Source organism: Sulfolobus tengchongensis (assembly GCF_036967215.1).
GTDB classification, from domain to species: Archaea; Thermoproteota; Thermoprotei_A; order Sulfolobales; family Sulfolobaceae; genus Saccharolobus; species Saccharolobus tengchongensis_A.
In genome coordinates this window covers 2,135,617-2,161,087 of record NZ_CP146016.1, presented here as the reverse complement: position 1 = coordinate 2,161,087, position 25,471 = coordinate 2,135,617, and the positions used below count along the sequence as shown (strand labels likewise).

General features: G+C 33.9%; 25 protein-coding genes, 1 tRNA gene and 1 rRNA gene. 17 read left to right on the top strand and 10 right to left on the bottom strand.

What is annotated here, in order from left to right; genetic code table 11:
• Positions 1-21 precede the first annotated feature (21 nt).
• Positions 22-2,646, top strand: a complete 2,625-nt coding sequence (locus tag V6M85_RS10355) for an ATP-dependent helicase (protein ID WP_338599654.1) — start codon at positions 22-24, stop codon at positions 2,644-2,646.
• A gap of 254 nt (positions 2,647-2,900) precedes the next feature.
• Here V6M85_RS10355 and V6M85_RS10350 read toward each other — a convergent pair whose 3' ends face one another.
• Both V6M85_RS10350 and V6M85_RS10345 read right to left on the bottom strand, forming a co-directional pair.
• The gene (locus V6M85_RS10350; protein WP_338599652.1) at positions 2,901-3,803 is read right to left on the bottom strand and encodes a CBS domain-containing protein; all 903 of its coding nucleotides are present in this window, start codon (positions 3,801-3,803) and stop codon (positions 2,901-2,903) included.
• Between the two features lie 41 nt (positions 3,804-3,844).
• A complete protein-coding gene (locus V6M85_RS10345; protein WP_338599649.1) occupies positions 3,845-4,540 on the bottom strand; it encodes a DUF2192 domain-containing protein in 696 nt (231 codons plus the stop codon).
• Positions 4,541-4,606: 66 nt separating this feature from the next.
• Here V6M85_RS10345 and V6M85_RS10340 point away from each other — a divergent pair, with 66 nt between their 5' ends.
• Positions 4,607-4,996: a hypothetical protein gene (locus tag V6M85_RS10340; protein ID WP_338599647.1), complete on the top strand. Its 390-nt coding sequence runs from the start codon at positions 4,607-4,609 to the stop codon at positions 4,994-4,996.
• Here the strand turns inward: V6M85_RS10340 and V6M85_RS10335 are convergent.
• Complete coding sequence (locus V6M85_RS10335) at positions 4,973-5,341, bottom strand: helix-turn-helix domain-containing protein (RefSeq protein WP_338599645.1); 369 nt, start codon at positions 5,339-5,341, stop codon at positions 4,973-4,975. The two genes, V6M85_RS10340 and V6M85_RS10335, sit on opposite strands and share 24 nt — an antisense overlap.
• Before the next feature lie 56 nt (positions 5,342-5,397).
• Here V6M85_RS10335 and V6M85_RS10330 point away from each other — a divergent pair, with 56 nt between their 5' ends.
• On the top strand, positions 5,398-6,261 hold the full coding sequence (locus V6M85_RS10330) for a zinc-binding alcohol dehydrogenase family protein (protein WP_338599642.1): 864 nt from the start codon (positions 5,398-5,400) through the stop codon (positions 6,259-6,261).
• On the opposite strand, the gene V6M85_RS10325 is transcribed toward V6M85_RS10330, so the two are convergent.
• Entirely contained in the window at positions 6,254-7,459 is a 1,206-nt protein-coding gene (locus tag V6M85_RS10325; RefSeq protein WP_338599639.1) for a PLP-dependent aminotransferase family protein, read from the bottom strand. The two genes, V6M85_RS10330 and V6M85_RS10325, sit on opposite strands and share 8 nt — an antisense overlap.
• 41 nt (positions 7,460-7,500) lie before the next feature.
• Between V6M85_RS10325 and V6M85_RS10320 the strand changes: the two genes are divergently transcribed.
• The gene (locus V6M85_RS10320; RefSeq protein WP_338599637.1) at positions 7,501-8,298 is read left to right on the top strand and encodes a nicotinamide mononucleotide deamidase-related protein; all 798 of its coding nucleotides are present in this window, start codon (positions 7,501-7,503) and stop codon (positions 8,296-8,298) included.
• Here V6M85_RS10320 and V6M85_RS10315 read toward each other — a convergent pair.
• From V6M85_RS10315 to V6M85_RS10300, 4 genes are read right to left on the bottom strand one after another with little or no spacing between them, the layout of a single operon-like run.
• Positions 8,279-9,040 carry an alpha/beta hydrolase gene (locus tag V6M85_RS10315; RefSeq protein WP_338599635.1) on the bottom strand — a complete coding sequence of 254 codons (762 nt, stop codon included), beginning with the start codon at positions 9,038-9,040 and terminating at the stop codon, positions 8,279-8,281. The genes V6M85_RS10320 and V6M85_RS10315 overlap by 20 nt on opposite strands.
• A gap of 29 nt (positions 9,041-9,069) precedes the next feature.
• Entirely contained in the window at positions 9,070-10,701 is a 1,632-nt protein-coding gene (gene pheT / locus V6M85_RS10310) for a phenylalanine--tRNA ligase subunit beta (protein WP_338599633.1), read from the bottom strand.
• A gap of 5 nt (positions 10,702-10,706) precedes the next feature.
• Entirely contained in the window at positions 10,707-12,104 is a 1,398-nt protein-coding gene (locus V6M85_RS10305; RefSeq protein ID WP_338599631.1) for a phenylalanine--tRNA ligase subunit alpha, read from the bottom strand.
• A gap of 6 nt (positions 12,105-12,110) precedes the next feature.
• A complete protein-coding gene (locus V6M85_RS10300) occupies positions 12,111-12,794 on the bottom strand; it encodes a metal-dependent hydrolase (RefSeq protein ID WP_338599628.1) in 684 nt (227 codons plus the stop codon).
• A 53-nt stretch (positions 12,795-12,847) separates the two neighbouring features.
• On the opposite strand from V6M85_RS10300, the gene map reads away from it, so the two are divergent.
• The 10 genes from map (at position 12,848) to lysS (ending at position 21,120) form a co-directional block, all read left to right on the top strand.
• Entirely contained in the window at positions 12,848-13,753 is a 906-nt protein-coding gene (gene map / locus V6M85_RS10295; RefSeq protein WP_338599625.1) for a type II methionyl aminopeptidase, read from the top strand.
• Positions 13,754-13,796: 43 nt separating this feature from the next.
• On the top strand, positions 13,797-14,927 hold the full coding sequence (locus V6M85_RS10290) for a DUF1512 domain-containing protein (protein ID WP_338599622.1): 1,131 nt from the start codon (positions 13,797-13,799) through the stop codon (positions 14,925-14,927).
• On the top strand, positions 14,928-15,125 hold the full coding sequence (locus V6M85_RS10285; protein ID WP_338599619.1) for a hypothetical protein: 198 nt from the start codon (positions 14,928-14,930) through the stop codon (positions 15,123-15,125). It abuts the gene before it with no gap.
• Positions 15,126-15,158: 33 nt separating this feature from the next.
• Positions 15,159-15,277: ribosomal RNA gene (rrf, locus tag V6M85_RS10280) — 5S ribosomal RNA — on the top strand.
• Positions 15,278-15,315: 38 nt separating this feature from the next.
• A complete protein-coding gene (locus V6M85_RS10275) occupies positions 15,316-16,515 on the top strand; it encodes an HD domain-containing protein (protein WP_338599617.1) in 1,200 nt (399 codons plus the stop codon).
• Positions 16,512-17,198 carry a phosphoglycolate phosphatase gene (locus tag V6M85_RS10270; RefSeq protein WP_338599615.1) on the top strand — a complete coding sequence of 229 codons (687 nt, stop codon included), beginning with the start codon at positions 16,512-16,514 and terminating at the stop codon, positions 17,196-17,198. The genes V6M85_RS10275 and V6M85_RS10270 overlap by 4 nt, the downstream gene beginning before the upstream one ends.
• Positions 17,188-18,924 (top strand): glutamate--tRNA ligase, encoded by a 1,737-nt coding sequence (locus V6M85_RS10265; RefSeq protein ID WP_338599613.1) that lies wholly within the window; start codon positions 17,188-17,190, stop codon positions 18,922-18,924. Before V6M85_RS10270 ends, V6M85_RS10265 begins: the two co-directional genes overlap by 11 nt.
• Before the next feature lie 62 nt (positions 18,925-18,986).
• Entirely contained in the window at positions 18,987-19,370 is a 384-nt protein-coding gene (rpl7ae, locus tag V6M85_RS10260) for a 50S ribosomal protein L7Ae (RefSeq protein WP_338599611.1), read from the top strand.
• Positions 19,371-19,434: 64 nt separating this feature from the next.
• Positions 19,435-19,571 (top strand) — tRNA-Trp (locus V6M85_RS10255).
• 70 nt (positions 19,572-19,641) lie between these two features.
• A complete protein-coding gene (lysS, locus tag V6M85_RS10250; RefSeq protein WP_338599608.1) occupies positions 19,642-21,120 on the top strand; it encodes a lysine--tRNA ligase in 1,479 nt (492 codons plus the stop codon).
• On the opposite strand, the gene V6M85_RS10245 is transcribed toward lysS, so the two are convergent.
• Complete coding sequence (locus tag V6M85_RS10245) at positions 21,101-22,216, bottom strand: site-2 protease family protein (protein ID WP_338604737.1); 1,116 nt, start codon at positions 22,214-22,216, stop codon at positions 21,101-21,103. The genes lysS and V6M85_RS10245 overlap by 20 nt on opposite strands.
• Before the next feature lie 9 nt (positions 22,217-22,225).
• On the opposite strand from V6M85_RS10245, the gene V6M85_RS10240 reads away from it, so the two are divergent.
• Genes V6M85_RS10240 through V6M85_RS10230 form a run of 3 tightly spaced genes read left to right on the top strand, consistent with a single transcriptional unit; the run spans position 22,226 to position 24,453 of the window.
• Entirely contained in the window at positions 22,226-22,882 is a 657-nt protein-coding gene (locus V6M85_RS10240; RefSeq protein ID WP_338599606.1) for a nucleotidyltransferase domain-containing protein, read from the top strand.
• A complete protein-coding gene (locus tag V6M85_RS10235; protein WP_338599603.1) occupies positions 22,875-23,453 on the top strand; it encodes a DUF1122 family protein in 579 nt (192 codons plus the stop codon). Before V6M85_RS10240 ends, V6M85_RS10235 begins: the two co-directional genes overlap by 8 nt.
• A complete protein-coding gene (locus V6M85_RS10230) occupies positions 23,401-24,453 on the top strand; it encodes a radical SAM protein (protein WP_338599601.1) in 1,053 nt (350 codons plus the stop codon). The genes V6M85_RS10235 and V6M85_RS10230 overlap by 53 nt, the downstream gene beginning before the upstream one ends.
• On the opposite strand, the gene V6M85_RS10225 is transcribed toward V6M85_RS10230, so the two are convergent.
• On the bottom strand, positions 24,424-25,458 hold the full coding sequence (locus V6M85_RS10225; RefSeq protein WP_338599599.1) for an mRNA surveillance protein pelota: 1,035 nt from the start codon (positions 25,456-25,458) through the stop codon (positions 24,424-24,426). The genes V6M85_RS10230 and V6M85_RS10225 overlap by 30 nt on opposite strands.
• Positions 25,459-25,471: the final 13 nt, after the last annotated feature.

Genomic DNA, 25,471 nt, shown 5'->3' with positions numbered 1-25,471 from the left:
ACAACGATAATAGAGTATGGGTTGAGTAATACTTACTTTTATTCAGACGAAGAAATATACAATTTACTTAGACCTTATGTTGCAAAATGGTTTAAAGATAAATATGGAGCATTTACGCCTCCTCAAAGAGCCGCAATTCCACTAATAAAGCAAAACTACAACGTGTTAGTATCTAGCCCTACCGGGAGTGGAAAGACATTAGCTGCATTTTTAGGAATTTTAGACTCATTATTTGAAATGGGGGATCGGGGTGAGCTAGAGGATAAAGTTTACGCTGTTTACATTTCACCATTAAGAGCTTTAAATAACGATATGCAACGGAATTTGTTAGAACCTCTTAGTGAGCTAAGACAAATAAATCCTAAATTACCTGATGTAAGAGTTGGAATTAGAACAAGTGACACAACTTCATATGAAAAGCAAAAAATGCTAAAAAGACCACCACATATCTTAATAACAACACCAGAATCTTTTGGTATATCTATAACTTCACCTAAGTTTAGTCAGAAACTCACTGATGTAAAATGGGTAATAATTGACGAAATACATGAATTGGCTAATAGCAAAAGAGGGGCATATCTTTCTGGTATGTTAGAGATATTTAGAAGTTTAATTACTAAAAAGGAATTCGTTAGAATAGGTCTAAGCGCTACAGTTTCTCCTTTAGAAGAAATAGCACAGTTTCTTGTAGGTAAAGGTAGAGAATATAGAATAGTTGATGCAAGATTCGTAAAACCTATTGATATTAAAGTTATTTCTCCAGTCAAGGATCTAGTACATTCGTCTGAAAGTGAAGTAGATGAGGGAATATATAAGACTATACTGAATGAAATAAAAAAGCATAGAACTACTCTTATTTTCACAAATACTAGGCATGCTACGGAGAGAGTCGCGTATAAATTAAGGAAGTTGGCTGAAAGCGAGAAGATTCTAGATACTGACTCAATAGAGGCTCATCATAGCAGTCTTAGTAGAGATGTAAGACTGGATGTGGAAGAGAAACTTAAAAAGGGCCTATTAAAAGTAGTAGTATCCTCAACAAGCTTGGAATTAGGAATAGATATAGGATATATTGATTTAGTGATACTGCTTAGTAGTCCTAAAAGTGTAAGTAGGTTATTGCAAAGAATAGGACGTGCGGGCCATCATATTAGAAACATTAGTAAAGGGAGGATAATTGTAGTTGATAGGGACGATCTAGTAGAGTGCTCCGTGCTAGCAAAGTTAGCTAGAGATAGGAAGATCGATAACATACACGTTCCTAAGAATCCGTTAGATGTTCTCTCACAGTTAATAGTAGGTGCAAGTTTGATTTCAACTCTTGATAAAGAAGAGTTATTTAATATTATAAAAAGATCATACAACTTCTCAGAACTTAGTGAAGATGAGTATTCCTTGATATTACGGTATCTAAGTGGTGATTTCTTCGGATTAGAGTTAAAAAATGTTTACGCGAAGATAAGGATAAAGGATGAAAAGCTAATATATCCTAAGAAAGGTAGCAGGATGATATTTTACACGAATAGTGGAACCATTCCGGATGAAGCAATGATAAGTGTAATTACAGAAACGGGCAGATATGTAGGAAATTTAGAAGAAGAATTTGTAGAAATACTAACTCCGGGTGATATTTTTGTTTTGAGTGGTAGAACCTATGAGTTTATTGGGAGTAAGGGCTCTAAGGTAATTGTGAAAGAGGCTATAGGACAAAGGCCAACTGTTCCAAGCTGGTTTTCCGAGATGCTTCCGTTGGCTTACGAATCCGCATTAGAGGTAGGTAAGTTTAGAAGAGAGATTGCTGATATGATTCGTAGGGGAGTTCGTAAAGAGGAAATAATAGAACAAATTTCGAAGGAATACGAGATTAGTAAATCTGCAGCTATATCTATATACACTTATATTCTGGAGCAATATCTTTTCACTAATGGGAAGGTGCCATCTGATAATCTGATTTTAATCGAAATATATGACGATGAAGAGGGGGTTAGGAATTATATATTTCATGCTTTATATGGAAGGAGAGCTTTAGACGCGTTATCCAGGGCTTTCGCTTATGTACTTAGTGAGGAGTTAGATACTGACGTAAAGGTATCTGTTACAGATAATGGATTCGTATTAGGTGTGAAGAATGAACTACCAAATTATGATATTACTAGTCTGTTTTCAAAGGTTACAGTGGATAATGTTTATGAAATTGTAGCTAAGGCAGTTATGAGAACAGAGATGTTAAAAAGACGATTTAGACATTGTGCGGAAAGGTCATTTATGATTTTACGCAAATACAAGGGAAGAGAGACAAATTTAGAGCGAAGAGAATTAAATTCAGAAATTTTGCTTAAAGCGGTAAAAGAAATGGACAACTTTCCAGTGCTTAAGGAAACCATTAGAGAAATACTAGAAGATCATATGGATATAATGAGAGCCAAGGAGATTCTTAAGAAAGTTAATGAAGGTGAGATAAAAATCGATACTTTTGGGCCAACAAATGTGCCTAGCCCATTCTCACATAGCATAATATTGAAGGGTCACTCAGATGTTGTATTGGCTGAAGATAGAAGAGAATTAATGAAGAAGCTTCATGATAGAGTTATAGAGTTCTTGAGACAGAAAGGAGTGAATATCGATCTCGAATATACGTCCGTTTAGGTAAATTACACCCCTAATGCATTTTTTAGATAAAATAATCCATACCACATCCCATATCTTCATTGAACTAATATCCTTATAACTAGGTTCACATTCTTCATTATGAGTGTGTACTATAGCTTGAATATTACCTTTACATATTTTCATTAAAATCTCATAAAATTTTATAGGGTCACATACGAATTCTTGATCTATAATACTTACATTTTCTATTTCATAAAAATTACTATCGCATATTATTCCGCATCTCTCTTTTAAACTGTCCATAATCCTTCTAAACCCGCTATTGATCTTAATATGTCGGTTCTTGTCACGATACCCACTGCCTTGCTGTTACTATCAATCACTAATAACCTACCTACATTGTATATTATCATTTTTCTTATAGCATCTAATACGTCTTCATTTTCATTTATGCTAATCACATTAGTCTTCATGTAATCCGATACCTTAGCATCGTAATTGCCTTCAAAGAAAGCCTTAATTATATCAGCAGTTGTGAGAATTCCGACTACCTTTTCCTCTTGATTTATAACTGGTGCTCCTCTTATTGCCTCCTTATAGAAGATCATAGAGGCTTCTCTTAGACTAGTTTCTGGTTTCAGCGCAATTAGTCTCTTAGATATTAAATTTCTTACCTTTTCCTTAGGAATACTTATCATTCTCTTAACATCAACTACTACTTCTTTACTATTTTCATCTAAATGTAAGATTAAACCCTCAATTACTAATCTGCTATATGGAGTAGGGCCAAGCCTAACCGGATCTCCCACCTTTAGTTTTCTAAGATCTCCTTCCACTTTAAGTAGAACTCTGTTAGCTGTAGGGTTAGTTATATCTATAATTTCAATATTTTCCACTTTGATGTCAGTTTCTATCATTCCCTTGTAGAGATTTAGTTTATCTAAAATGGGGGTTAATGTAGGGTTATTTATAATCTCATATGCTTTTAGTGTTGGCATATATCCTCCATTAGGCCCTGGTTTAGACTCGACTAGTCCTAGTACTTTTAAACTTAGTATAATATTTCTTACAGTTCCCTCATCTTTTCCTATAATATCAGCAACTTCTTTACTTTTTATCATTCTTTTTTGTCTATTGTAAAGATCGGTAAGCGCTAATAATATCTCCCTTTGAGTAGGTGAAAGATTCTGCATACCTTAATTATAATTTATTTAGTAGTTTAAAATATCTATGCTTATACCTTTGTACCTAAAATCTTTGTTAATGTTTTCTTATTTACATTAAATACCTCTTTAGCTATTAATGCCACATAGTTCATTTTAGGTAACGGATATTCTATACCTATAGATATTGCCAAAGCTTTTTTAGTTGCGATGTAAGTAAGTTTATCTCTTATTGTTCCTTCAGCTATACCTTCAGCTAGCTTAAATGCAGTGTAAAATCTAGAAAAGCTTTTAGCGGTATGCTTAACTTCGTCTTTATTAGATGTATTAAGATTTCTAAGGGACTTGTACATTTTATCTTCTGATTCAAAAGAAAATACTATTTGAGTGAATATTGTCCTTAAAGCTCTAGCCAAAGTCTCTTTATTATTACCAGATTTCTCATATGCTTCGTCAGCATTTCCATTTAATATTATTTTTGAAATATTGTCATATTCTTCCTCTTTAACTAGTAATTTGTCAAATATTGGTTTGTTATCTTCAAAAAGGCCTAATCCATATTTTCCCACTACAAAGAGGCTTATTAGCTCCTTTTCATATAGACCATCAGCATTGAATCCCCTAAATGGTTTAATATTTCTTTTATTATATGCGCCCTTTATAATTTCTATCACATCTTCTCTATTTAGTGATTCCCAACTGTTTGTCAATAAGCTCCATATATCAGTAAGGACTTTAACTCTCTCTCTGTAGATCTCCTTTACCATTGTTAATTCCCTCTTAACTTTATGTGCACATTTCTTTATAAGGTGTACTATATTAAGTAGTTTATCATGAGTTCTATAGAGGATAATTTAAAACCGAATGTTATTCTTCTATCTACGTCTGACCTTGAACAAGAAATTAGACAATTAGCGGAAGAACTTAAGAACATTAAAAATAGCAATGATGAGGAACATAAGAAAATTTACACTATAATTGACAATTTAACTAGAAATCTCACCTGGATTAATGTAGCTAAATCACAAGGTATATGGAAATCTAAAACTTGCAAACACGTACTAAACTTTGCGTGTCAAGCATGGAATATAAGTGATGAAAATAAACTTGGAATACCTAATGAGGCTATAATTATAAATGATGATGGAACTAAAAGGGTAGTTGTTTCAAAGTTTCCAGAAATATGTATTGTATGTCCGTTATACGAGGCTAGAAGAAGTTGATAATGCCTCATTGAAAGCCCTTTCTAGCATTTTTTTAAGCTTTACTGTATTTTCATTTTCTATAATCATTTCTATATCCACATTTTCTATAAGTTCTATCAATGCCTCAGTTAAGTCAGTAATTATTGTTTTAATTATCTCATTATACTCCTCATCACTTGCTATTTGGATACTCTTTTTAATTATCTCATCACTAGGATGTGTTATCCCCTTCAAGTACTTAGTAATTGCAGCTGGTGTTATTCCCAATTCATCAGCTAATTCTTTTTTTCCTCTATTCCGTAAAAGTATATGAATTATATGAAGCCTAGCATCTTTTCCTAGATTATGAATTGCCTTTTCCATCTGCGTTACTAGCTTAAATTATAAACTTTAATAAGCAGTAAGAGTAAGTCCTTCAGATGAAAGCACTAACATTTAACCTTGGTATTACTATAAATGACGTCCCAGAAAAAGAAGTTAATAGGGATTTTGTCTTAATAAGGCCAACAAGGGTTCTTATAAATGGTTTAGAGAACGCTATATATGTTGGTTTATTGTGGGTAGAGCCGTTTAGAATATTGGGTTCTACTGGTATAGGAAAGATTGAAAGTGTAGGATTAGATATTGATAAAAGTTTAGAAGGAAAATTGGTACTGGTACTGCCGTATTCACAAACGTATGGTGGAATTGGAACAGAGATAGATGGATTGTTATCGGAGAAGGCTTCCATACCTTTTGATAGTATAGTCCTCTTACCTCAGTCAAAATTTAGTGAGAAATACATACTTTATCCTTATGCAAGCTTTGCTTTACAATTACCCAATTATATTAATAATGGCAATACGCTAATAATAGGAAGTGGACTTTATGGAATTATCTCAGCTCTCTATTTAAAGGATATTGTAAGTAAGGTTATCATATATAGAGAGGATGGTGTAAGTCCAAAAATAATAGGTGTAGAGGAAACTCGACATCTTTCACAAGAGTGGGACAACATTATAATTACAACATTTAAATCGTGGGTAAGAGCATTTTTAGACGATATATCAAAATCAAATACTAGGGTAATAATGCCTAAGCTAATGAATACGTGGCCTCTTGTCTCTTCCAATAAAATAAGGTTTATTATTCCTAAGGAAATTGATGGAGCCTTAGAGTTTATTGATAAAAAAATTAGTGATAAATTATTTAGCGAATTAGTTGCTTTCTCTAATGATCTTTTAGCCTCCTTTCCAGCGTCAAAGGCTGGTGTTATAATAAAGGTAGATGAAATTTTTAAGTAGAAAGTTCTTGTTTTATTGTTTCCGCTAATCGTCGTATACCTTCAGTTAACTCTTCCTTTTTTGGAAAACTAAAGTTTAATCTCATTGTATTTCTTCCGCTATAATCAGCATAAAAGCTAGCACCCGGAACATACGCAACACCTCTTTGTAGTGCTTTCTCTAGCATTTTACTTGTATCGATTTTCTCCGGTAGCCATGCAAATATGAACATCCCCCCAACTGGTCTGGTCCATCTAGATCCTTTAGGGAAATAGGTTTCTATTGCCTCTAACATAATGTCCCTTTTCTCCTTATATATTCTTCTTATTTTAGGTAAATTATTCTGGATTACGCCCCTTCTAATGGCTTCCATCGCAATATACTGTGATAAGGAGGGAGTATGTAGATCAACATTTTGCTTGTACAACTCCATCTCCTTTATGAAATCCTCATGGGCAACTACCCATCCTAATCTTAGACCTGGTGCGAGTATTTTACTGAAAGTACTAGTGTAGATAACTCTTCCCTCTTTATCGAAGGCTTTAATTGGTGGAGGACTTTCTCCTTCGAATACTAAGAACCCATAAGCGTCATCCTCAAATATTAGAAAATCATACTTTACGGCAATTTCCAAAAGTCTCTTTCTATCTTCTGTACTCATCGTAGTACCCGCCGGATTTTGAGCTGTTGGTATAACGTACATTAACTTTACTTTCTTTCCATTAGCATTACTTTCTTTAACTTTTCTTTCCAACTCGTTTAAATCTGGTCCTTTTTCGGTAACCGTAACTGAGATAAAATTTGGTCTTCTACTTCTCATAGCATTAAGAGCGGCTAGATAAGTTGGAGCCTCAACTAATACGTTATCTCCAGTATCAAGTAAGATATTAAATAACATGTAAAGTGCTTCTTGGCTTCCAACCGTCACAAAAATATTTTTTTCGTCTATTCCACTAATACCTCTTGATTTAGATAAATTTACTAGTTCTTTCCTAAACTCAGATATTCCAGGCGTCGCAGTATATTGTAAAGCCTTATCGGAATAATTTGTTAAAACGTCTTCAGTAATCTTTTTAATCTCTTCTACTGGAAAAGTTTGGGGATCAGGTAGTCCTCCAGCTAGGCTAATTACATTTTTTCCTTCAGTTAATTTCAACAAATCTCTAATTTCAGAAGTTCGTAGATATTTAGTTTCGCTGGATAAAAATCTCTCGAACATAAAGACTCAAGTTTTAATTTATGCTGATAGTTAATATTTTTATGGATTATTGGTTCGCGGAAATAATAACCATAGGTAATGAGGTACTTAGTGGAAAAACTGTAAATACTAATGCATCTCATATTGGACGTAGGCTTACATCATTAGGATTTGTAGTTAGAAGAATAACCGTAGTTATGGACGAAATAGATGAGATAGTATCAGCTTTTAAAGAAGCTATAGCGAGAAAACCAAAAATAATAATATCGTCAGGTGGGCTAGGTCCTACGTGGGATGATAAGACAGCGGAAGGACTAGCAAAGGCATTAGGCGTTGAATTAGAATTAAATAAAGTAGCGTTCGAAATGGTTCTTGAAAAGTATAGAAAAAGAAATATTCCTATTACAGAAGAGAGAAAGAAGATGGCCTATATGCCTATTGGTGCTATTCCGGTAAATAATCAACAAGGAATAGCTCCAGGTATATATATTTACTATAACAATATCGACATATTAGCTACACCCGGCGTTCCAAGAGAAATGGAAGATGTGTTAGAGAATTTCATAAAATCTGGCTTAATTAGAAATAAACCTAATGTAAAGTATTTCGAGGATTATATATACGTGGAAAACGTTATGGAATCAGCTTTAGCACCGTACGTGAAGGACCTTGTAAAGAAATATGATGTGTATATCAAAACTCATCCTAAGAGTTATGAACTCTCTCATCCAATACTAGAAATACAAATAGCATTAAATGAAAAAGAGGAAGATAAAGCCAAAGTGAAAATACAAAATGTTAAGAATGAACTAATTGACGCTATAAAGAAATTGAATGGAATCATAAGAAACTCTTTATAATTTGCGATAATAGTATTGGATTCTCGAAGTTAAGAAAATGGCCATAACCGTCTACAATTTTTACCTCTATATCTTTCATATTATTCTTAAAAATTGACTGGTTTATGATTAATCCATCATATGTTCCATAAATAACAAGAGTTTTCGCACTTATTCTACTCATCTCATCAGAGTAATCTTTAGCTCTTAACAAACCTTCTACTGCATTTTTGTAACCTATGGGTGTAGTTTCCTCATATACTTCCAAAAGAGAATTCCACGCCTGATAATTTGCAGTTAGACTTTCTGCAAATTCCTTGTATATTTTTCTATATTCTGCTAGTGCACGCATACCAAAATTTAACGCTATTCGTACGTACTTTTCATAAGCTTCACGTGATGGCGCCTTATATAAAGCACCGATGAGTATTAGCTTTTCTACTGGATAATTTAAAGCATAATCTAGTGCTATTAGGGTACCTAACGAATGCCCTACAATAATGGGTTTCGTTACATTTAACTGAACTAATAAACTCCTTAGATCTCTTGTATGATCCTCAATATAATAAGGCGTATTTAACACGGATGATCTTCCATGTCCTCTTAGATCATAAATGATAATGGTGTTATCTAATGACAACTCCGGCGCGACAAATTTCCAACTTTTATAACTGCCGGCTAAATGATGAATAAGTACAATTGGCTTTCCAATTCCTCTTGTTTCATAATAAATGCGCGCGTCATCAGTAAATAGGAATGGCATTGAATCTCATCTCATATACGCTTGTTATATTAGCTCTTAAGTTTTTCAGCTATTTTTGTAAGATATAATTCCGCTATTACTGTAGGATATTCTATATCAAATTTTCTAAGTACGGATGGGTGGATTTCGCCTATAATTCCTATTATCTCTTTATTATACATTATAGACGCTACACGACCTTCTATAAAGATTTCGCTTTTTGTTTCTTTATAGTATGCCTCAATTCCTAACGATTTTAGAATATAGTGAACTGGAGCTTGTATATCTTCATAGCTTACCTTACTATCCATTATTGCATAGGCTATTCTTCTATCATTAATGAATCCAGTGTCACTATGGTCATTTTGAACTACTACATCTCCTATTTCAAAAATTCTAACTGGAAATCTCGCATGTTGATTTTTAGATATGAAGTCCAATAGTATTGGGATTAACGAATTTCTAACCGCGTTATATTCTTCAGAAATAGGGTTAAGTATCTTCACGTAATTTCCTTCAAGTAATTTTGTATCTTTAGTTAGTACGAAGTTAAATATCTCTACGAAGTTTCCTCCAATGCTTAATTCCCTAATTTTCCTTTCAACTAAGGTCATATAGTCATAAGTACCATAATTTGTAGGAACGTATTTAGAAGGCTCTAGGTTGTTATAACCAATACTCATTGAAATATCTTCTACAAGATCTATCTCATTCAGAATATCTATTCTATACTGTGGAACTATTACCCTTATATGTTCACTTTCTGCTTTACAGTCCATTCTCATTCTCATTATATGTTTGCATGAATCCTCTTCACTTAAATTGACCCCAAGAATTTTATTTATATAATCCACTTTAACTGTTTGAGTTTTATGAGTAAGTAGAGGCGAATATAGGGATTCCGAATTCATGGGAGTCTCTACTTTTACTTTTCCTATAGTTCCCCCTGCTTCTGCCAAGTTCGAAACTATTAGATCGAGCGTTTGTACTACAGCTTCAAACGATGTTCCGGTAACGTCTATGAAGAAATCTCTAGTACTCTGGTCAAGTTTGGTTTTATCTGAATTTATTATTGGGGGTACGCTTAATATTTGCCCATTATCTTGTAATATAGCTGGTGATACTCCATTAGAAATTGAAATATGTCCGTAAAGCTTTCCTTGTTCTGTTCTCTCAATTACTTCACTAATTGTAAGTTCTATACTACCATTTAATGGGACAAATCTATATGAGAGAGGAATTTCCTTATATTCTATTATCTTTGAGTCTATCTTCTTTAAATCGTGTATACCTATAGCGACCTTTTTTCTTTTTCTTCCTATTGTAGCATGAAGCTTTTCTTGAAATTGAATTAGCTCTTGCAAATCTATTTTTGAATTATAAACTATTGCAGCTAGAGCAAAAGGTCTTGTTCTAACATTATTGACTATTAACTTGTAATCTGTATTTACAACCTCATATTTAGCTTCTCCTAGCTCTCTTTCTAATAAGCCTTTTATCGCTCTAGCGATTCCATCTGATGATAATAAATCGAGCCTATCTGCATTTATTTCGACTTCTATATTGTTTTCATCAATAGGTTTTACTTCTGATTTGAGATTAAATAACAAGTTATCTAATTGATCTTCAGTTATCTTTAATTTACCTAATAGGCTATATTTGTTTAATACTATTGTTACCATATGTCTCACTCTATCCGTATCTTAACATTCCTTATGTAATCAATATTGGTTGAGTAAAGTAGTCTTATATCATTAATATTAAGAAAGCTCATTGCTAATCTTTCAATTCCCATTCCCCATGCTCCTGCGACACTATCTATGCCAACTGCGCTCATGATCTCAGGTCTTAAAAGCCCTGCCCCACACATTTCCACCCAGCCCAGCTTCTCTAAGTATCCATAGACTTCAACGCTAGGCTCAGTAAATGGAAAGTAAGCAGGCTTGAATTTAATCTCCTTAATTCCTAGGCGGTAAAATATTTCCTTTAAAACTCCTAGTAGATCTCTAAATGTGAAATTATTATCTATGATTAAACCGTCTAACTGGTGGAATTCTATTAAATGAGTTGCATCTATTGCATCTGGTCTAAAAACTTTACCTAATGTAAACGTTTTTATAGGTATTTTGGGCTTTGATGCCAAAACTCTGGCAGTAGTAGCAGTTGTCTGGCTTCTTAACATTAACCTGAGTGTAATATCTTGCCTCCATTTGTACTTCCAGAATTTCTCATGTATTTGTTTTACGTTGTTTAGTAATTCCTTATCCTCTATTTTCCCTGATCCCTCTACTGAAAAACTGTCATGAATTTCCCTCGCAGGATGGTCTTGAGGTTGGAATAGAAGATCGAAATTATAAAATTCCATTTCTATATATCCTGTATTTATTTCCTTAAATCCCAAATTTATCATTATATCCTTTACTTTTTCTAAGAATTCTTTGAAATAATGTTTCTTACTTATAGTATAGTATGGAGGAAAAGCTTCGACGTTATATTTTCTAAACTTGAACTTTTCCCATGCTCCACTCACTATTAGATCTCGGCTGAGATTAGAAATTCCTATTTCATTTTCTGCAGGTTCTCTTATCAATTCTACGATAACTATTTTCCTTTCTTTTTCTTCGATAAGACCTCTTCTTTGAAGTAATTGTATCGTATTCTTATCAGCTTGATCTATATTATTAAGGGCGTAATATTCACTAGACGTATATGTCTTTACTTTAGGTATTATTTTACCTCCTTCTATTTCTATCAGACCTTTTTTCTTAGCCCAGCTTATTGCGATATTAAAATCATTTCCCATTAGGTTTTTTATTTCGTTCAATTCTTTTTCTTTACCGTTTAATATACTTATTAAAATGTCCTCTGGTAATCCTTTCTCCTTCCTTCTACTTCCTTCTTCGGTTAACGCATAATATTTCTGGTAGATCACTTCTGTTTTTACTAAACCCTTTTCCTTTAGTAATTCAATTAGACTTAGGACAGAACTTTCAGAAAGACCAGTATTTTTTGCAATCTCTACCGAATTAGCCTTTTTTACGTTTTTCAAAAAAAATAATATCTTTAATTCGTTTTCACTCAACATTTTGAATCACAACGTAATAGTTTGACCGGCTTGTAATACTATTGGATTGTATCCCTTATTTTTGACTAATGTTACGAAATCATTTACATTGACTTTTATTAAGTCCCAAGTATTATAATGAATTGGTATTACTCCCTTTCTTGGTTTTATATAATCCACTGCAATGGAAGCTTGATACGGATCCATAGTAAATCTTCCACCGATAGGTAATAACGCGTAATCTGGTTTGAAAACCTCTCCTATTATTTTCATATCTTCAAATAATCCAGTATCTCCAGCGTGGTATATTGTAACTCCTTCTGAAGATACTATTGCGCCAGTGGGATCGCTGTGTGTACTCGAGTGTACCGCCTTAGTTAAAGCTAATTTTATTCCGTCTACTTCAACAAATCCGCCTACATTCGCTGGTATAATATTTTCCCATGGTAATTTATAGGTCTCAGCTAAATACGCTTCTAGATCATAAGTTGCAAAAAGTTTTGCCTTAGGATTCATTTTTAGTAGATCTATAGTATCGCCTAAATGGTCATAATGATCGTGAGTCACGATTATTATGTCAAGATTATTCCTAAAGAAATCTAGTTTTACTGGGCTTAATGGATTATCTTTTATCATGGGGTCTATTATTACATTCTTATTTCCAAATGTTATTAGAGTAGCCGCGTGGCCTAACCATCTTAACTGTGCCATACAAAAGATTTTCGTGAGAAAAAAATAAAGCTTATACACCATAAATTTCATTCATGACCGAAGACGAGCTTAATAAGTTATTAATGGCAGGGAAAATTGCCGCCAAGGCCAGAGATGAGGTTGCTCCACATATAAAAGCTAATGCAAAAGTTTTAGATATTTGTGAAGAGGTAGAAAGTATAATAATTGAAAATAAGGCTTTTCCTGCATTTCCTTGTAATCTTTCTATAAATTATGAAGCTGCCCATTATAGTCCAGTTATAAATGATGAGAAGACCATACCAGAAGGTGCAGTAGTCAAATTAGATTTAGGTGCACAAATCGATGGGTTCATAAGTGATACCGCTGTAACTATAAGTTTAGACTCTAGGTATCAAAGACTATTAGACGCTTCTAGGACGGCGCTAGATGCTGCGATTGCAAACTTTAGAGTCGGTTTAAGCATAGGTGAAATAGGTAAAGTCATCGAAAAAGCGATAAGAGCGCAGGGATATAAGCCGATACGAAATCTAGGAGGTCATCTTATAAGGCGTTATGAACTACATGCTGGTGTTTTCATCCCTAACGTTTATGAAAGAGGAGCTGGTGTGATACAGTCTAATTCAGTCTACGCAATTGAGCCATTTGCAACTGATGGTGGTGGAGAAGTAATAGAAGGTAAGGATGTAACCATATATTCCTTGAAGAATCCTAATGTGAGAGGCCTTTCTGTGAAGGAGAAAGAACTTTTGGATTATATTCAATCTCGCTTTAATTATTTACCATTTTCAGAGAGGTGGCTAAAGGATTTTTCTACGAATATAGATGAATTAAGAAATAATATAAGGAACTTAACAAAAAAAGGCGCTTTAAGAAGTTATCCTATACTAATAGAGGTTAGAAAAGGCGTTGTTTCTCAGTTCGAGCACACGGTTGTAGTTACAGAAAAATCAGTTATCGTATCTACAAGATCTCTTTGAAAAAAGTTTAATTAATTAGAATGAGTAAAGGTTAACGGTAAAAATGAGTTTAATTGCTTTAGCTCAAACATCTCTAAACCAAGCTAATTCATTATACTATATCCTAACTTATGTATTATTCTTTGTCTTACTATTTCTACTATATTTGCCAGGTGTTAATACAAGGCTAACTGTGTCCATGTTAGCTAGAGGCATTGAATCCCAGTTAAGTATGATCGAAAAATATTTGAACGAGTCTAAAGGCAAGATGGAGCAATTACTTAAAGAAAGAGGTGTTCAAGATCCTAAGCCTTTTATTGAAAGGATCTCTGAGATGTTTATAATAGATCCCGTTAGCGTAGAGCCTACTGATATAATAAGCAGAATGCGCTTGTTAATTAGAAGTGGAGAAGATAAAATAAGAGATTTAATAACTCTTATGGTCCCAAATATTGACTCTGTAAATAGAAGCAAATTGGAAGTGTCCGCAGAGGTGGTAAATTCATTAAATCTAATATACAAAGTGATAAGGCATTATTTAATTTTAGCTAAAAAATTAAATAGCGTTGTCCTCCTTTATCAATTACAGTTTGTAGTTCCTCAACTAGTTAAAATGTCTGAAGCATATTCTAAGGCCATGAACACTTTTATAAGAGGAATACCGGTTGGCGATTCTTTAGGTCCCTTAGTTGCTGCTTATCTATTCATGAAAGCTGATAAGAAATGGAGCCCTAGTAGAGACACTGTTGCTGGTGAACTGGAGTTTGAAGGCAGAAAGTTAATTGTAGTAAAAGCCGAGGGACCCATGGCTACTGTAGGAAGGCCAGGTGAAGCTGTGGCTAATGTTATAGAAGAATATAGAGGAAAAGTCTCGAGAATAATTACCGTGGACGCTGCGCTAAAGTTAGAAGGAGAAAAAACGGGATCTATAGCTGAAGGTACTGGTGTCGCAATGGGTGATCCGGGTCCGGAAAAGATCAGTATAGAGAGAGTTGCAGTGAAATATAATATACCCATAGATGCAGTGATCGTAAAGATGAGTATGGAAGAAGCAATTACGGAAATGAGAAAAGAAATCTATCAAGCTGCTTCAAAGGCATTGGAATTAGTCAAGAAAATAATTCTAGAAAGAACCAAAGCAGGAGATGTTGTAGTAGTTGTAGGTGTTGGAAATACTGTAGGGGTGGCACAATAAATGTCTTCTAACCAACAACAACAAACTGTAACCGTTTACACGGTAATTAAATGTGTGAACGGAGATTACGAGACTGAGAGACCATTTCAAGATGGTGATTTTGTACTTAAAATAGTAGGAACTTGTCCTAAGGATGGAGGTAACTTATATATCTCGGGTATTTATGCTGTAGTACCAGGAGAAAAGGAGAGTAGTTAATTTTTTATAGTGGCTATGAGTAGTTATTTTTGCCCACCCGGCCATAGTGAGCGGGCAACACCCGGACTCGTTTCGAACCCGGAAGTTAAGCCGCTCACGTTGGCAGGGCCGTGGATACCGTGAGGATCCGCAGCCCTGTCAAGCCGGGATGGGTTTTATATTCTTGTTATTATAAACAAATCTGGTATAAATGAAGAAGGTTTATGATGAAATCTATGGTTATATAAAGCTTGATGATAGAGAGACGGAATTAATTAGCATGCCTGAATTTCAACGATTAAGGCGGATAAAGCAGACTAGCCTAGCGTATTTAGTATATCCTGGAGCTACTCACAGTCGATTTAGTCATTCTTTAGGTTCTTTTTATCTTGCCACAATTTTAGGAGAAAGGTTTAGGCAAATTGGAATAATAACTGATGAAGAGTTAACTTACCTAAAGCTCTCTGTTCTACTCCATGATGTAGGACAATTTCCGTTTAGTCATAGCCTTGAGCCGTTATATTTAGAGAAGGGACTATCAAATAAAGACCTAAGGGCTCTGATTATTTCTAGATCTCCTTATTTTAGGGAGTTTTTTGATAAGGAATCTATTGATTATAATAAAATCCTAGAAATTTTGAATGGCAGTTCCATGGTCTCATCAGTTATTAATAGTGATGTAGATGTTGATAGGATGGATTATTTAGTGCGAGATTCTCGTCATACTGGTGTACAGTTAGGTAATATAGACTTGTATAGACTTTTAGACACCATTTTCTATGGAAGTAACAATGAGATTATAATTCAAGACAAAGGTATATACAGCTTAGAGAATTTCTTTATATCGAGGCTTCATATGTACCAGGCAGTATATTACCATAAAACTATAATAGGCTACGAATTAATGCTAAGAGAAATTTTCAAGTTAATTTTTGAATGCTGCGATCCCTCAATCATAGATATCAATGATATAAAGAATTTAGTTTATGACTCATCAATATCTTATTGGGACGATGAGTGGGTTTATATGGTTCTTTATACGTATTTACATTCTTCTAATTCCCCAGAGTACTTGAAGCAGAAAATTAGGAATTTTCTAGATAGAAGAGGGCCTAAAGTAGTTTATGAGGAGATTTCTTATGATAAGGAGGTAAAAGAAGGTAGCGGAACAATCAGAGAATTAGTAGATCTTTTAGATAAGAATCAAATTCCACTTAGTTCGATATATCCTACTGAGGAAAAAATAAAAATACTTAATAAAGAAAAAATAAAAATACTCACAAATAATAAGGAAGTCGACGTGAGAAACTATAAGGCAACTTTAATAAACCACATACCAGAGACTTTAACTATCAGAAGGATTTATGTAGATTACCAATATGCTAAGAAAGCTAGAGAGGTTGTCTCATGATAAAGCTAGTTTTAATGGATTTGGATGGAACTTTAACTGAGGATAGGGATACTACAAGGATAGACTTAGACGCTTTATATGCGATAAGGGTTCTGCAGAAAAATAGTATCAAAGTAGGACTTGTTAGTGGAAACTCCTATCCAGTACTAAGGGGTTTATATACTTACCTGCATTTAGATGGTGGATTTGTTGCAGAAAATGGTTGTATAGTATTTTTTGGAAAAGAGAAATACAGAGTATGTAGACAAATGGATAAAAATTTAATTAACGAATTTAAATCTCTATTTAAATTAAGAGATACGTGGCAGAATGAATATAGAGAATGTGATTTCGGATTTGTACCAGCGAATTTGAATAATGAGATGTTAGAATGGGCTAAGCAGAAGAATTTGTATATCAAGAGTAGTGGGTATGCTGTTCATTTAGCCTATCATCCTGCAGGTAAAGGTATAGGGGTGAGAAAGTTATTAGATTTACAAGGTCTTATGAAGGAGGAAGTTGTTGGAATTGGAGATTCGTCGACTGATGTTGAATTATTTGAGCAAGTTGGATTTAAAGTGGCTGTAGGAAATGCAGATGAAGAACTAAAGAGTATTGCAGATTATGTGACAAATAATAAAAGTGGGAAGGGTGTAAGGGAATTCGTGGACAAACTATTGAAAGGGGAACTTAATGTCATTTGATAGTCTACGAGAACTTGTATACAAATATGCGTTACAGAACGCTGTAAAACATAACGGTAAAGCTGAAGTAGGTCCCGTTATAAGTAAAATTATTGCTGAAAGACCAGACTTGAGATCTAAAGCGAAGGAAATTGTACAAATTGTAAAAGAAATTGTAGATCAAGTAAACTCATTAACGTTAGAACAACAAAAAGTGGAGATTGAAACTAAATACCCTGAATTATTAGAAGAAAAGAAATCTGAAGAGAAGAAAAAAACTTTGCCTCCTCTTAAGAATGTTAAAGGACAAGTAATAACCAGATTTGCACCTAACCCAGATGGTCCGTTGCATTTAGGTAATGCCAGGGCTGCAATACTGTCTTATGAATATGCAAATATGTATAATGGCAAATTTATTCTAAGATTTGACGATACTGATCCAAAAGTCAAGAGACCAATCCTTGAAGCGTATGAATGGATTAAAGAAGACTTAAAGTGGTTGGGAATTAAATGGAGTCAAGAAGTTTATGCTTCAGATAGACTAGAAATTTATTATAGATACGCTAAGACTCTAATAGAAAAAGGACATGCTTATGTTGATACGTGTAGCAATGAAGATTTTAAGAAGTTTAGAGACAGTAGGGGTAAAATTAAAGAACCAGAATGTTTACATAGAAGCTCTTCGAGTGAAGATAATCTATCTCTTTTTGAAAAAATGTTAGAGGGAAGATATAGAGAAGGGGAAGCAGTTGTAAGGTTGAAAACTAGTTTAGAAGATCCAGACCCATCTCAAATAGATTGGGTAATGCTACGAATAATTAATACCTCTAAGAACCCCCATCCCAGAGTAGGAGACAAATATTGGGTATGGCCTACATATAATTTTGCTTCAGCTATTGACGATCATGAATTTAGTGTTACGCACATTTTAAGAGCTAAAGAGCATATGGCAAATACTGAAAAGCAAAAATATATCTTCGAATATATGGGTTGGGAGTTCCCTGATGTGCTTCAGTTTGGACGATTAAAATTAGAAGGTTTTATGATGAGTAAATCTAAAATAAAGGGAATGTTAGAGAAAGGTACTAGCAGAGATGATCCTAGATTACCAACTCTAGCTGGACTTAGAAGAAGAGGCATCTTACCAGATACTATTAAAGATGTGATAATTGATGTGGGTTTAAAAGTAACTGATGCAACGATAAGTTTCGAAAATATTGCCGCAATTAATAGAAAAAAATTAGATCCTATAGCGAAGAGACTTATGTTTGTAAAGGATGTAGAGGAATTTACAATTGAAATGGCAAATGGGATGCCTCAACAGTTAGTCGCTAAGATACCATTAATTCCTTCTAAGTCCGAATTATATAGAACAATTATAGTAAATGCTGGTGATAAAATTTTGGTAGAAGCTAGTGACGTTAAGGATAGTAATATTATAAGGCTAATGGAATTATGCAATGCGGAAGTTGATAAGAGCAATCATAAGTTACTTTGTAAGAGCAGAACGTTGGAGGAAGCTAAGAAATATAACGCTAGGATAGTTCAGTGGGTGAAGTCTGACGAAAAAGTTTCAGTAACAGTAGAAAAAGCCGAAAATGACGCTATAAAAACTATATCCGGATATGCAGAAAAAGCTGTAAAAGACCTAGCAGTAGATGAGATTGTACAATTTCTAAGATTTGGTTTCGTTAGAGTTGATAGGAAGGAGAGTGAAAAAATAACTGTGGTTTTCTCACACGAGTAAACTTTATTTTTTGCTAATACTTTTAAAGAGTTGCGTGACGAATCTAGAGGAGGATGAACGCGATGTCAAAAGCTAGTTACGTTAAATTCGAAGTACCTCAAGATCTTGCAGACAAGGTATTAGAGGCAGTAAGAAAGGCTAAAGAAACTGGTAAAATTAAGAAGGGAACAAACGAAACCACAAAAGCTGTTGAAAGAGGACAAGCAAAGTTGGTTGTTATTGCAGAAGATGTGCAGCCAGAGGAAATAGTTGCTCATTTACCGCTCTTATGTGATGAGAAAAAAATACCATATGTATATGTCTCTTCTAAAAAGGCTTTAGGCGAAGCATGCGGCCTACAAGTCGCTGCTGCTTCAGCAGCTATCCTAGAACCTGGTGAGGCCAAGGATCTAATTGATGAAATAATTAAGAGGGTAAATGAAATTAAAGGTAAAACTTCAAGTTAAAGTCAACCTTCTTTTTTACCACTAAACTTATTTTCTTTTTGGTTCTATCTTATATTTGAGGAATGGGCCCGTAGCTTAGCCAGGTAGAGTGCTGGGCTCCAGATATTATGCTAGGCATTGGGTCTTAAGACCCTTTAGGGGATGAAGTGTATCTGGAGAGGAGAGACCCAGTGGTCGCGGGTTCGAGTCCCGCCGGGCCCATACATATTATAATGTTATATAAGTGAGGAAAGAAGACAGATTTTAATTCTGCAAAATTATCTAATTGCTGATGCACTGGGACGAAAGGAGATTAAAAATCGTTGAAGAATTAAGGAAGAATGGCATCGAGCCCTATCCTCACAAATATGAGATTACACATACAATTAAAGAAATTAGACAAATAGCGTTGTCTCAAACTAATAAGTCTCATGAACCGTTTATGTATAATGTCTCCACTGCAGGACGTATAGCTAATATAAGAAGACACGGTAAAGCATCCTTTGTCGATATATTTGATGAGGGCGAGAAGTTACAATTATACTTAAGAGTTGATGAATTGAAAAATAAATATGAGGAATTTTTCAAATATATTGGTAGGGGAGATATTATAGGTGTAAAAGGAGATTTGTTCTATACGATGAAAGGTGAATTGAGCTTATTAGTAAAGGATTACGTTATGCTTTCAAAGTCACTTCTAGAACCACCAGATTGGACTAAACTTTCACCAGAATTTAGATATGCACATAGATATGTGGATTTCCTTTATAATGATAATGCAAGGAAATCAATGGAAGTACGATATAGTATAATAAGGGAAATAAGGGAGTTCCTTTATTCTAAAGGTTTTATGGAAGTTGAGACACCAATAGTTCAGCCAGTATATGGTGGAGCTTTAGCAAAACCGTTCAAAACCCATGTCAATTATTTAAATGAAGATTGGTATTTGAGGATTGCACTAGAATTATATCTTAAGAGGTACATTATAGGTGGATTTAACAAGGTATTCGAAATAGGCAAGGTTTTCAGAAATGAGGATATCGATGTTACTCATAATCCAGAATTTACGCTTTTAGAGCTCTATTGGGCCTATGCTGATTATAATGATATCATGAAGTTGACTGAGGAGTTAATTAAACATGTTGTTAAAAAAGTAACTAGTAACACTAAGATAGTTTATGGAAAGTACGAAATAGATTTTGAGTCTCCCTTCAAGAGAATTAGTATGAGTGAAGCCTTATCTGAAGCTTTAGGTAAAAACGTTGAAACCATGAGCGACGATGAGCTCAAAGACTTAATGAAGAAGTACAATCTTATACCGAGAGGAAATCAATATGTCAGAGGTCTTATGATAGAGAAACTATTCGATAAGTTGGTTACACCTAACATTGTAAATCCAACATTTATAACAGATTATCCCATAGAAACTACACCTCTTTGTAAACCTCATAGAAGCAAGCCAGGTTTAGTAGAAAGATTTGAGATGTTTGTAGCAGGCATGGAATTAGCTAATGCTTATACGGAGTTAAATGATCCAATACTGCAAGATAAGTTGTTTAAAGAGGAACAAGAGATGTTTAGAAGGGGAGATGAGGAGGCCCATCCATATGATAGGGATTTTGTAAGAGCTTTAAGTTATGGTATGCCACCAACTGGTGGATTAGGTATTGGTATAGATAGGCTAGTTATGCTCCTAACCAATAACTACAGTATTAAGGAAGTTATACCTTTCCCCATGATAAGCAGCAAGGTTATCCTAGAGGACGATTAGACAAAAATATTGCGAATATGAAAATCAGCAACACCACTGACTGGACGTAGAACGAAATTTTCTCTCCATTTTCTCCAAATATTTTCTTTAAAGCTTCAGTAAGTAACTTTCCACCATCAGTTATCACTAGAGGTGCTGCGTTAAATAGTGCAAGACTAAAGTTAACTATGAATAGCCACGTAAAGAATGTCAGAATGGATAATAAATAATCTGGAATATAATATGTTACATAAATTCCTAAAAGATGGTTAGGAATATTTACTGATACGTTATGAAAAGTCCCATTAGAAAGTCTAAGGGTTATTATTACATTACTATATTTTTCTAAAATCAGATGAAGTTGATTTAAAGTAGTTACACGAAATCCATTAACGTAATATATTATATCTCCAGAACTTATTGAAGCATTATACGCAGGAGAATTTGGAACGACTCCGACGATTTCTATTCCCTTAGAAAGGGCTGATGGTAAATATGGAAGTTCAAAAGATAATGGAAGAGATATTAAGGCAAGGATTAAGTTGATTACTATTCCAGCTGCGATTATCTTAAGTCTAGCAGTAGTCGTAGTTTTATTGAAATCATTATCATCTGGTTCCACAAATGCCCCGGGAAATATTCCAAGTAGTAGAACTCCCCCATTTTTTACCTTGACGTTATTAGATGTTGCAGATAACGCATGGAAGATTTCATGAATAGCTACTGAGACTCCTATTGCTAATAGTATGTAAGGCAGTTGTGAAAATCCTATAGTGACTCCGGGAATTATTGGTCTTAGAGCGATAGTTGGCGTTTGATTTGGTTTAATAGTTAGCATTTCTATTACAACATATAAGATTGTAGCTATTCCTCCTATCATGAGTAAGAATCCTAGAGGTATTGCTAATTTTTCATAAACTTTATATATTTTTGATCTAGAAAACTTAGGGAACCAATACTCTCTAGATTTCTTCCTCCACAAGATAAAAAATGGATAAACTAGCAAATTATATTTTTCCAATCTTTTTTTAAAGGCATAGACTATAATCCAGAAGATAACAAATAATATCAGAAATAAGTAAAGACTATCCACAAATCTAATAACAGCTAGTGGAATTTAAAATATGTGCAAATAGAGTATACTAAGGAACATTGGCAAATTTTAAGCCAAAAAAGGACCACAGCTATAGAAGTCTTAAACTTATTGAAACGCTATGGAATGGAAGGTTTCGTTTACGGTTCTGTAGCTAGAGGTGACGTTAATGAAAAAAGTGACATAGACGTCATTGTATTTAATCCAAATTATATCATATTGGATACATTAAAAGTGCACCATAAATATATTATTCAAGCGACCCCTAATTCTGTGCCTAAGGCGTACCTTTCATTTGATGAAGAGGAAAAAATTGTTGTATCATTTCCTTTAGGAAAACTAAGACGAACAGAAATTGAATTTTATGCATTCGGCGGTATGATAGAACTTAAGGGTCTCTTGGAAAATAAGAGAGTAGCAGGTGTTAATAAAAAACTGATGTTAATTATTCCAACTAGAGAAGGACATATGGAAATTCAGCTGGATGGAAATGAGGATTATGCCTCAAAATTGCTTAAAATTTCCCTAGATACCATAATGGAAAGAAAGAATTTGCTGCTAAAAAGATCAGAAAGAGGACATAGCGGTATATTCTTAAGATATGACCTAGATGGAAATGAAAGTATATATGACGCATTTAACAAAATATACAAAACTAATAAGTTTTTTAAGAGGATGGTAAATGCTTGAGCTAAATGGTAAACGTGTTAATGAGAATCATAAATTAGAAATAAAAAATGTACGAAACACCCATATAAAGGAACTTATATACTTTGACCTATTTTTAGATGATGGAAGACTGATAGGTAAGTGTAATTATTTTAAAGGCAGAGATTATTATACACCATGGCTAGAAATAGACTATTATCCTTATTTAAGAAATGAAAAAGCGGAAGCGAATTTATTTAAAGTTATATACAATTTCCTACCTCCGGGAGGAAAATTATTTGTAACTTATATTAGAGATGAAGAAACGCGCAATATGTTATATGTTGGTAACCACCCCGTTGAAACTCCATTAGGTTTTTCGTTATTATCAGCTGGATTTACTTGGTTTAAGGATTGGTACTTTCCAGAGGGCGGAAATGAGGGCTTTCAAAAACTTCAGTCAAATAAGCCCCTAAACAGAAATGAGGCAATAAGACAGTTGGAAGAGATAAAGAAAGAAGTTAAAAATCAAAATATCATAAGGAAAGTGGAGGAAATAATTGAGTATTACAGGAAATCCGGAGATAGGCCTTTATACTGGCAAATTACCTAAAGGATGCGAGTTATGTCGATTAGGAGCAAAGTTAGTTCTATTTATAACAGGGGAATGTGATGATAACTGCTATTATTGCCCTGTAAGTGAAGATAGATTTGGAAAAGACAAAATATATGCAAATGAAAGCGAAGTAGTTGATGTCATGGACGTAATATATGAAGCGTATAGAATGAAGGCTTTAGGTGCAGGAATAACTGGTGGAGATCCTATTCTTAAAATAGACAGATTAGTTGAATTAATTAGAACATTAAAGGACGAATTTGGTTCTGACTTTCATATTCACCTATACACCACAGGACGATACGTTAATGATGATGTAATGAGGGAGTTAGTTAGGGCAGGGTTAGACGAAATACGTTTTCACCCTATTAAAGAACAATATCTAAATGCAATAAGGGTTGCTTTAAAATATAATATTGATGTTGGCTTAGAATTACCTGCTATTCCTAATGACAATGATAGGATAATCAAGCTTATAAAGTGGGCTATTGAAAATAATGTAAAATTTGTTAACTTAAACGAATTGGAGTTAAATTCCAGAAATTATTTACATTTAAATGGTAAAGGATTTCATGCCAAACATGGTATAACTGGTGTAAAAGGTAGTTTTGAGACCGCTTTAGACGTTTTAAAGAGATTTGAAGAAGAAAGAAGAATAACTGTTCATTATTGTAGTTCTATATATAAGGATCTCGTTGAGACAAGAAGTAGATTCTTTAGAATAATTAAATACAACTCTAAACCTTATGAAGAATACACTAATGAGGCAACAATAGTAAGAGCAATAGTTAGAGTGAGAATGCCGGTACCAGATCTAGAGGACTTAGGATCACCTATCAGTAAAAATGAATATGTAACATCTCCATCTCTTATTAATCATATAATAGCAGAATACAAGGAATTAATAGACGAAATTTATGTAGTCGAAGAGCATCCAGATTCTAGGAGATTAAGAGTATCGGAAAAGTTAATTTATTCTAAATCTCAAGATAGCTAGTATACCGGTCAGATTTCTTAACTGGTAATATATAGGTGATTCTTTAGGTACTAGTATTATTTCGCCTTTCTTACTTTCTATTTCCTCCAATAATTTTTCAATTTCCAGCCTTTGTTGCTCGTCTGCGGATAAAAAGTCCTCTATGACTAGAACAGTTTGTACAGCACCCAACTGTGACGCTTCTTTTACTTGTTGTATGCCGTAAGTTACTAACTCTGGTTGTTTGACTAAAAGTTCCATGGCCTTCTCCATCTGTTTTACCCCAATTGCAATTTCATAATCTGTCATTATCTTATCTATGATTTCGCGCCTCAGTATTTCATGAAGCCCAGCCCTAGAAGCAGATGAAACACTATCAACGTATATTTTTTTATTTTTAATTATATTGCCTAATTTTTTTGCAACTTCTTCCTTAAAAAATCCCGGGCCTGCTATAAGTATTGCGTCCGGATTGTATTGACTTATGTAAATTTCAAGTTCCTTAGTTATTTCATTAGCATTTTCCTCAATAACCCCTTCTTCTTCGCTTAGTGATTTTAATGATTTTTCTGAAAGTATTTTTATTCCTTGATCATATGGAATAGCAATTAAATATTCGTCGAAATCTACCAATGCAATTAAAACTTTACTTCTTTTACTAGCTTGTTTTTTAAGTCTGTCTACTACATATTTATTCCATTGCTGTTTTATAATTATTATTTCATCACCTATATCCAAGTTTATTGTATGATGTGCCCCCTTAATGCCAAATTTTTCTGGAGCGTCTTCTATTATTCCATGTATTCGCAATCTATTTGTGAATTCTTGAAATTCGGTATAGTCGACTTTGAGTACGATAGTCATTGGCACTCTTCGACTTTCTTTTCCCAATCCTACATCTCTAGTTGTTTTCGCTACTACACTATCACCTTTTTCTAAAATTAGGTGTAATAGCCATAAGTCGTCTTCTGACTCTATGTGTAGTCTCATTGCTTGACGTTTTTCATCAAATTCTAATATCCTCACAACTATAATTTAT

Coding starts and splice junctions, on each gene's coding strand:
- V6M85_RS10290 (WP_338599622.1), top strand. CDS start 13,797: ATGAGTTTAATTGCTTTAGCTCAAACATCTCTAAACCAAGCTAATTCA.
- V6M85_RS10265 (WP_338599613.1), top strand. CDS start 17,188: ATGTCATTTGATAGTCTACGAGAACTTGTATACAAATATGCGTTACAG.
- V6M85_RS10335 (WP_338599645.1), bottom strand. CDS start 5,341: ATGGAAAAGGCAATTCATAATCTAGGAAAAGATGCTAGGCTTCATATA.
- V6M85_RS10285 (WP_338599619.1), top strand. CDS start 14,928: ATGTCTTCTAACCAACAACAACAAACTGTAACCGTTTACACGGTAATT.
- V6M85_RS10320 (WP_338599637.1), top strand. CDS start 7,501: ATGGATTATTGGTTCGCGGAAATAATAACCATAGGTAATGAGGTACTT.
- V6M85_RS10345 (WP_338599649.1), bottom strand. CDS start 4,540: ATGGTAAAGGAGATCTACAGAGAGAGAGTTAAAGTCCTTACTGATATA.
- pheT (WP_338599633.1), bottom strand. CDS start 10,701: ATGGTAACAATAGTATTAAACAAATATAGCCTATTAGGTAAATTAAAG.
- rpl7ae (WP_338599611.1), top strand. CDS start 18,987: ATGTCAAAAGCTAGTTACGTTAAATTCGAAGTACCTCAAGATCTTGCA.
- V6M85_RS10270 (WP_338599615.1), top strand. CDS start 16,512: ATGATAAAGCTAGTTTTAATGGATTTGGATGGAACTTTAACTGAGGAT.
- V6M85_RS10275 (WP_338599617.1), top strand. CDS start 15,316: ATGAAGAAGGTTTATGATGAAATCTATGGTTATATAAAGCTTGATGAT.
- V6M85_RS10305 (WP_338599631.1), bottom strand. CDS start 12,104: ATGTTGAGTGAAAACGAATTAAAGATATTATTTTTTTTGAAAAACGTA.
- V6M85_RS10340 (WP_338599647.1), top strand. CDS start 4,607: ATGAGTTCTATAGAGGATAATTTAAAACCGAATGTTATTCTTCTATCT.
- V6M85_RS10330 (WP_338599642.1), top strand. CDS start 5,398: ATGAAAGCACTAACATTTAACCTTGGTATTACTATAAATGACGTCCCA.
- V6M85_RS10300 (WP_338599628.1), bottom strand. CDS start 12,794: ATGGCACAGTTAAGATGGTTAGGCCACGCGGCTACTCTAATAACATTT.
- V6M85_RS10350 (WP_338599652.1), bottom strand. CDS start 3,803: ATGCAGAATCTTTCACCTACTCAAAGGGAGATATTATTAGCGCTTACC.
- V6M85_RS10325 (WP_338599639.1), bottom strand. CDS start 7,459: ATGTTCGAGAGATTTTTATCCAGCGAAACTAAATATCTACGAACTTCT.
- map (WP_338599625.1), top strand. CDS start 12,848: ATGACCGAAGACGAGCTTAATAAGTTATTAATGGCAGGGAAAATTGCC.
- V6M85_RS10235 (WP_338599603.1), top strand. CDS start 22,875: ATGCTTGAGCTAAATGGTAAACGTGTTAATGAGAATCATAAATTAGAA.
- lysS (WP_338599608.1), top strand. CDS start 19,642: ATGCACTGGGACGAAAGGAGATTAAAAATCGTTGAAGAATTAAGGAAG.
- V6M85_RS10315 (WP_338599635.1), bottom strand. CDS start 9,040: ATGCCATTCCTATTTACTGATGACGCGCGCATTTATTATGAAACAAGA.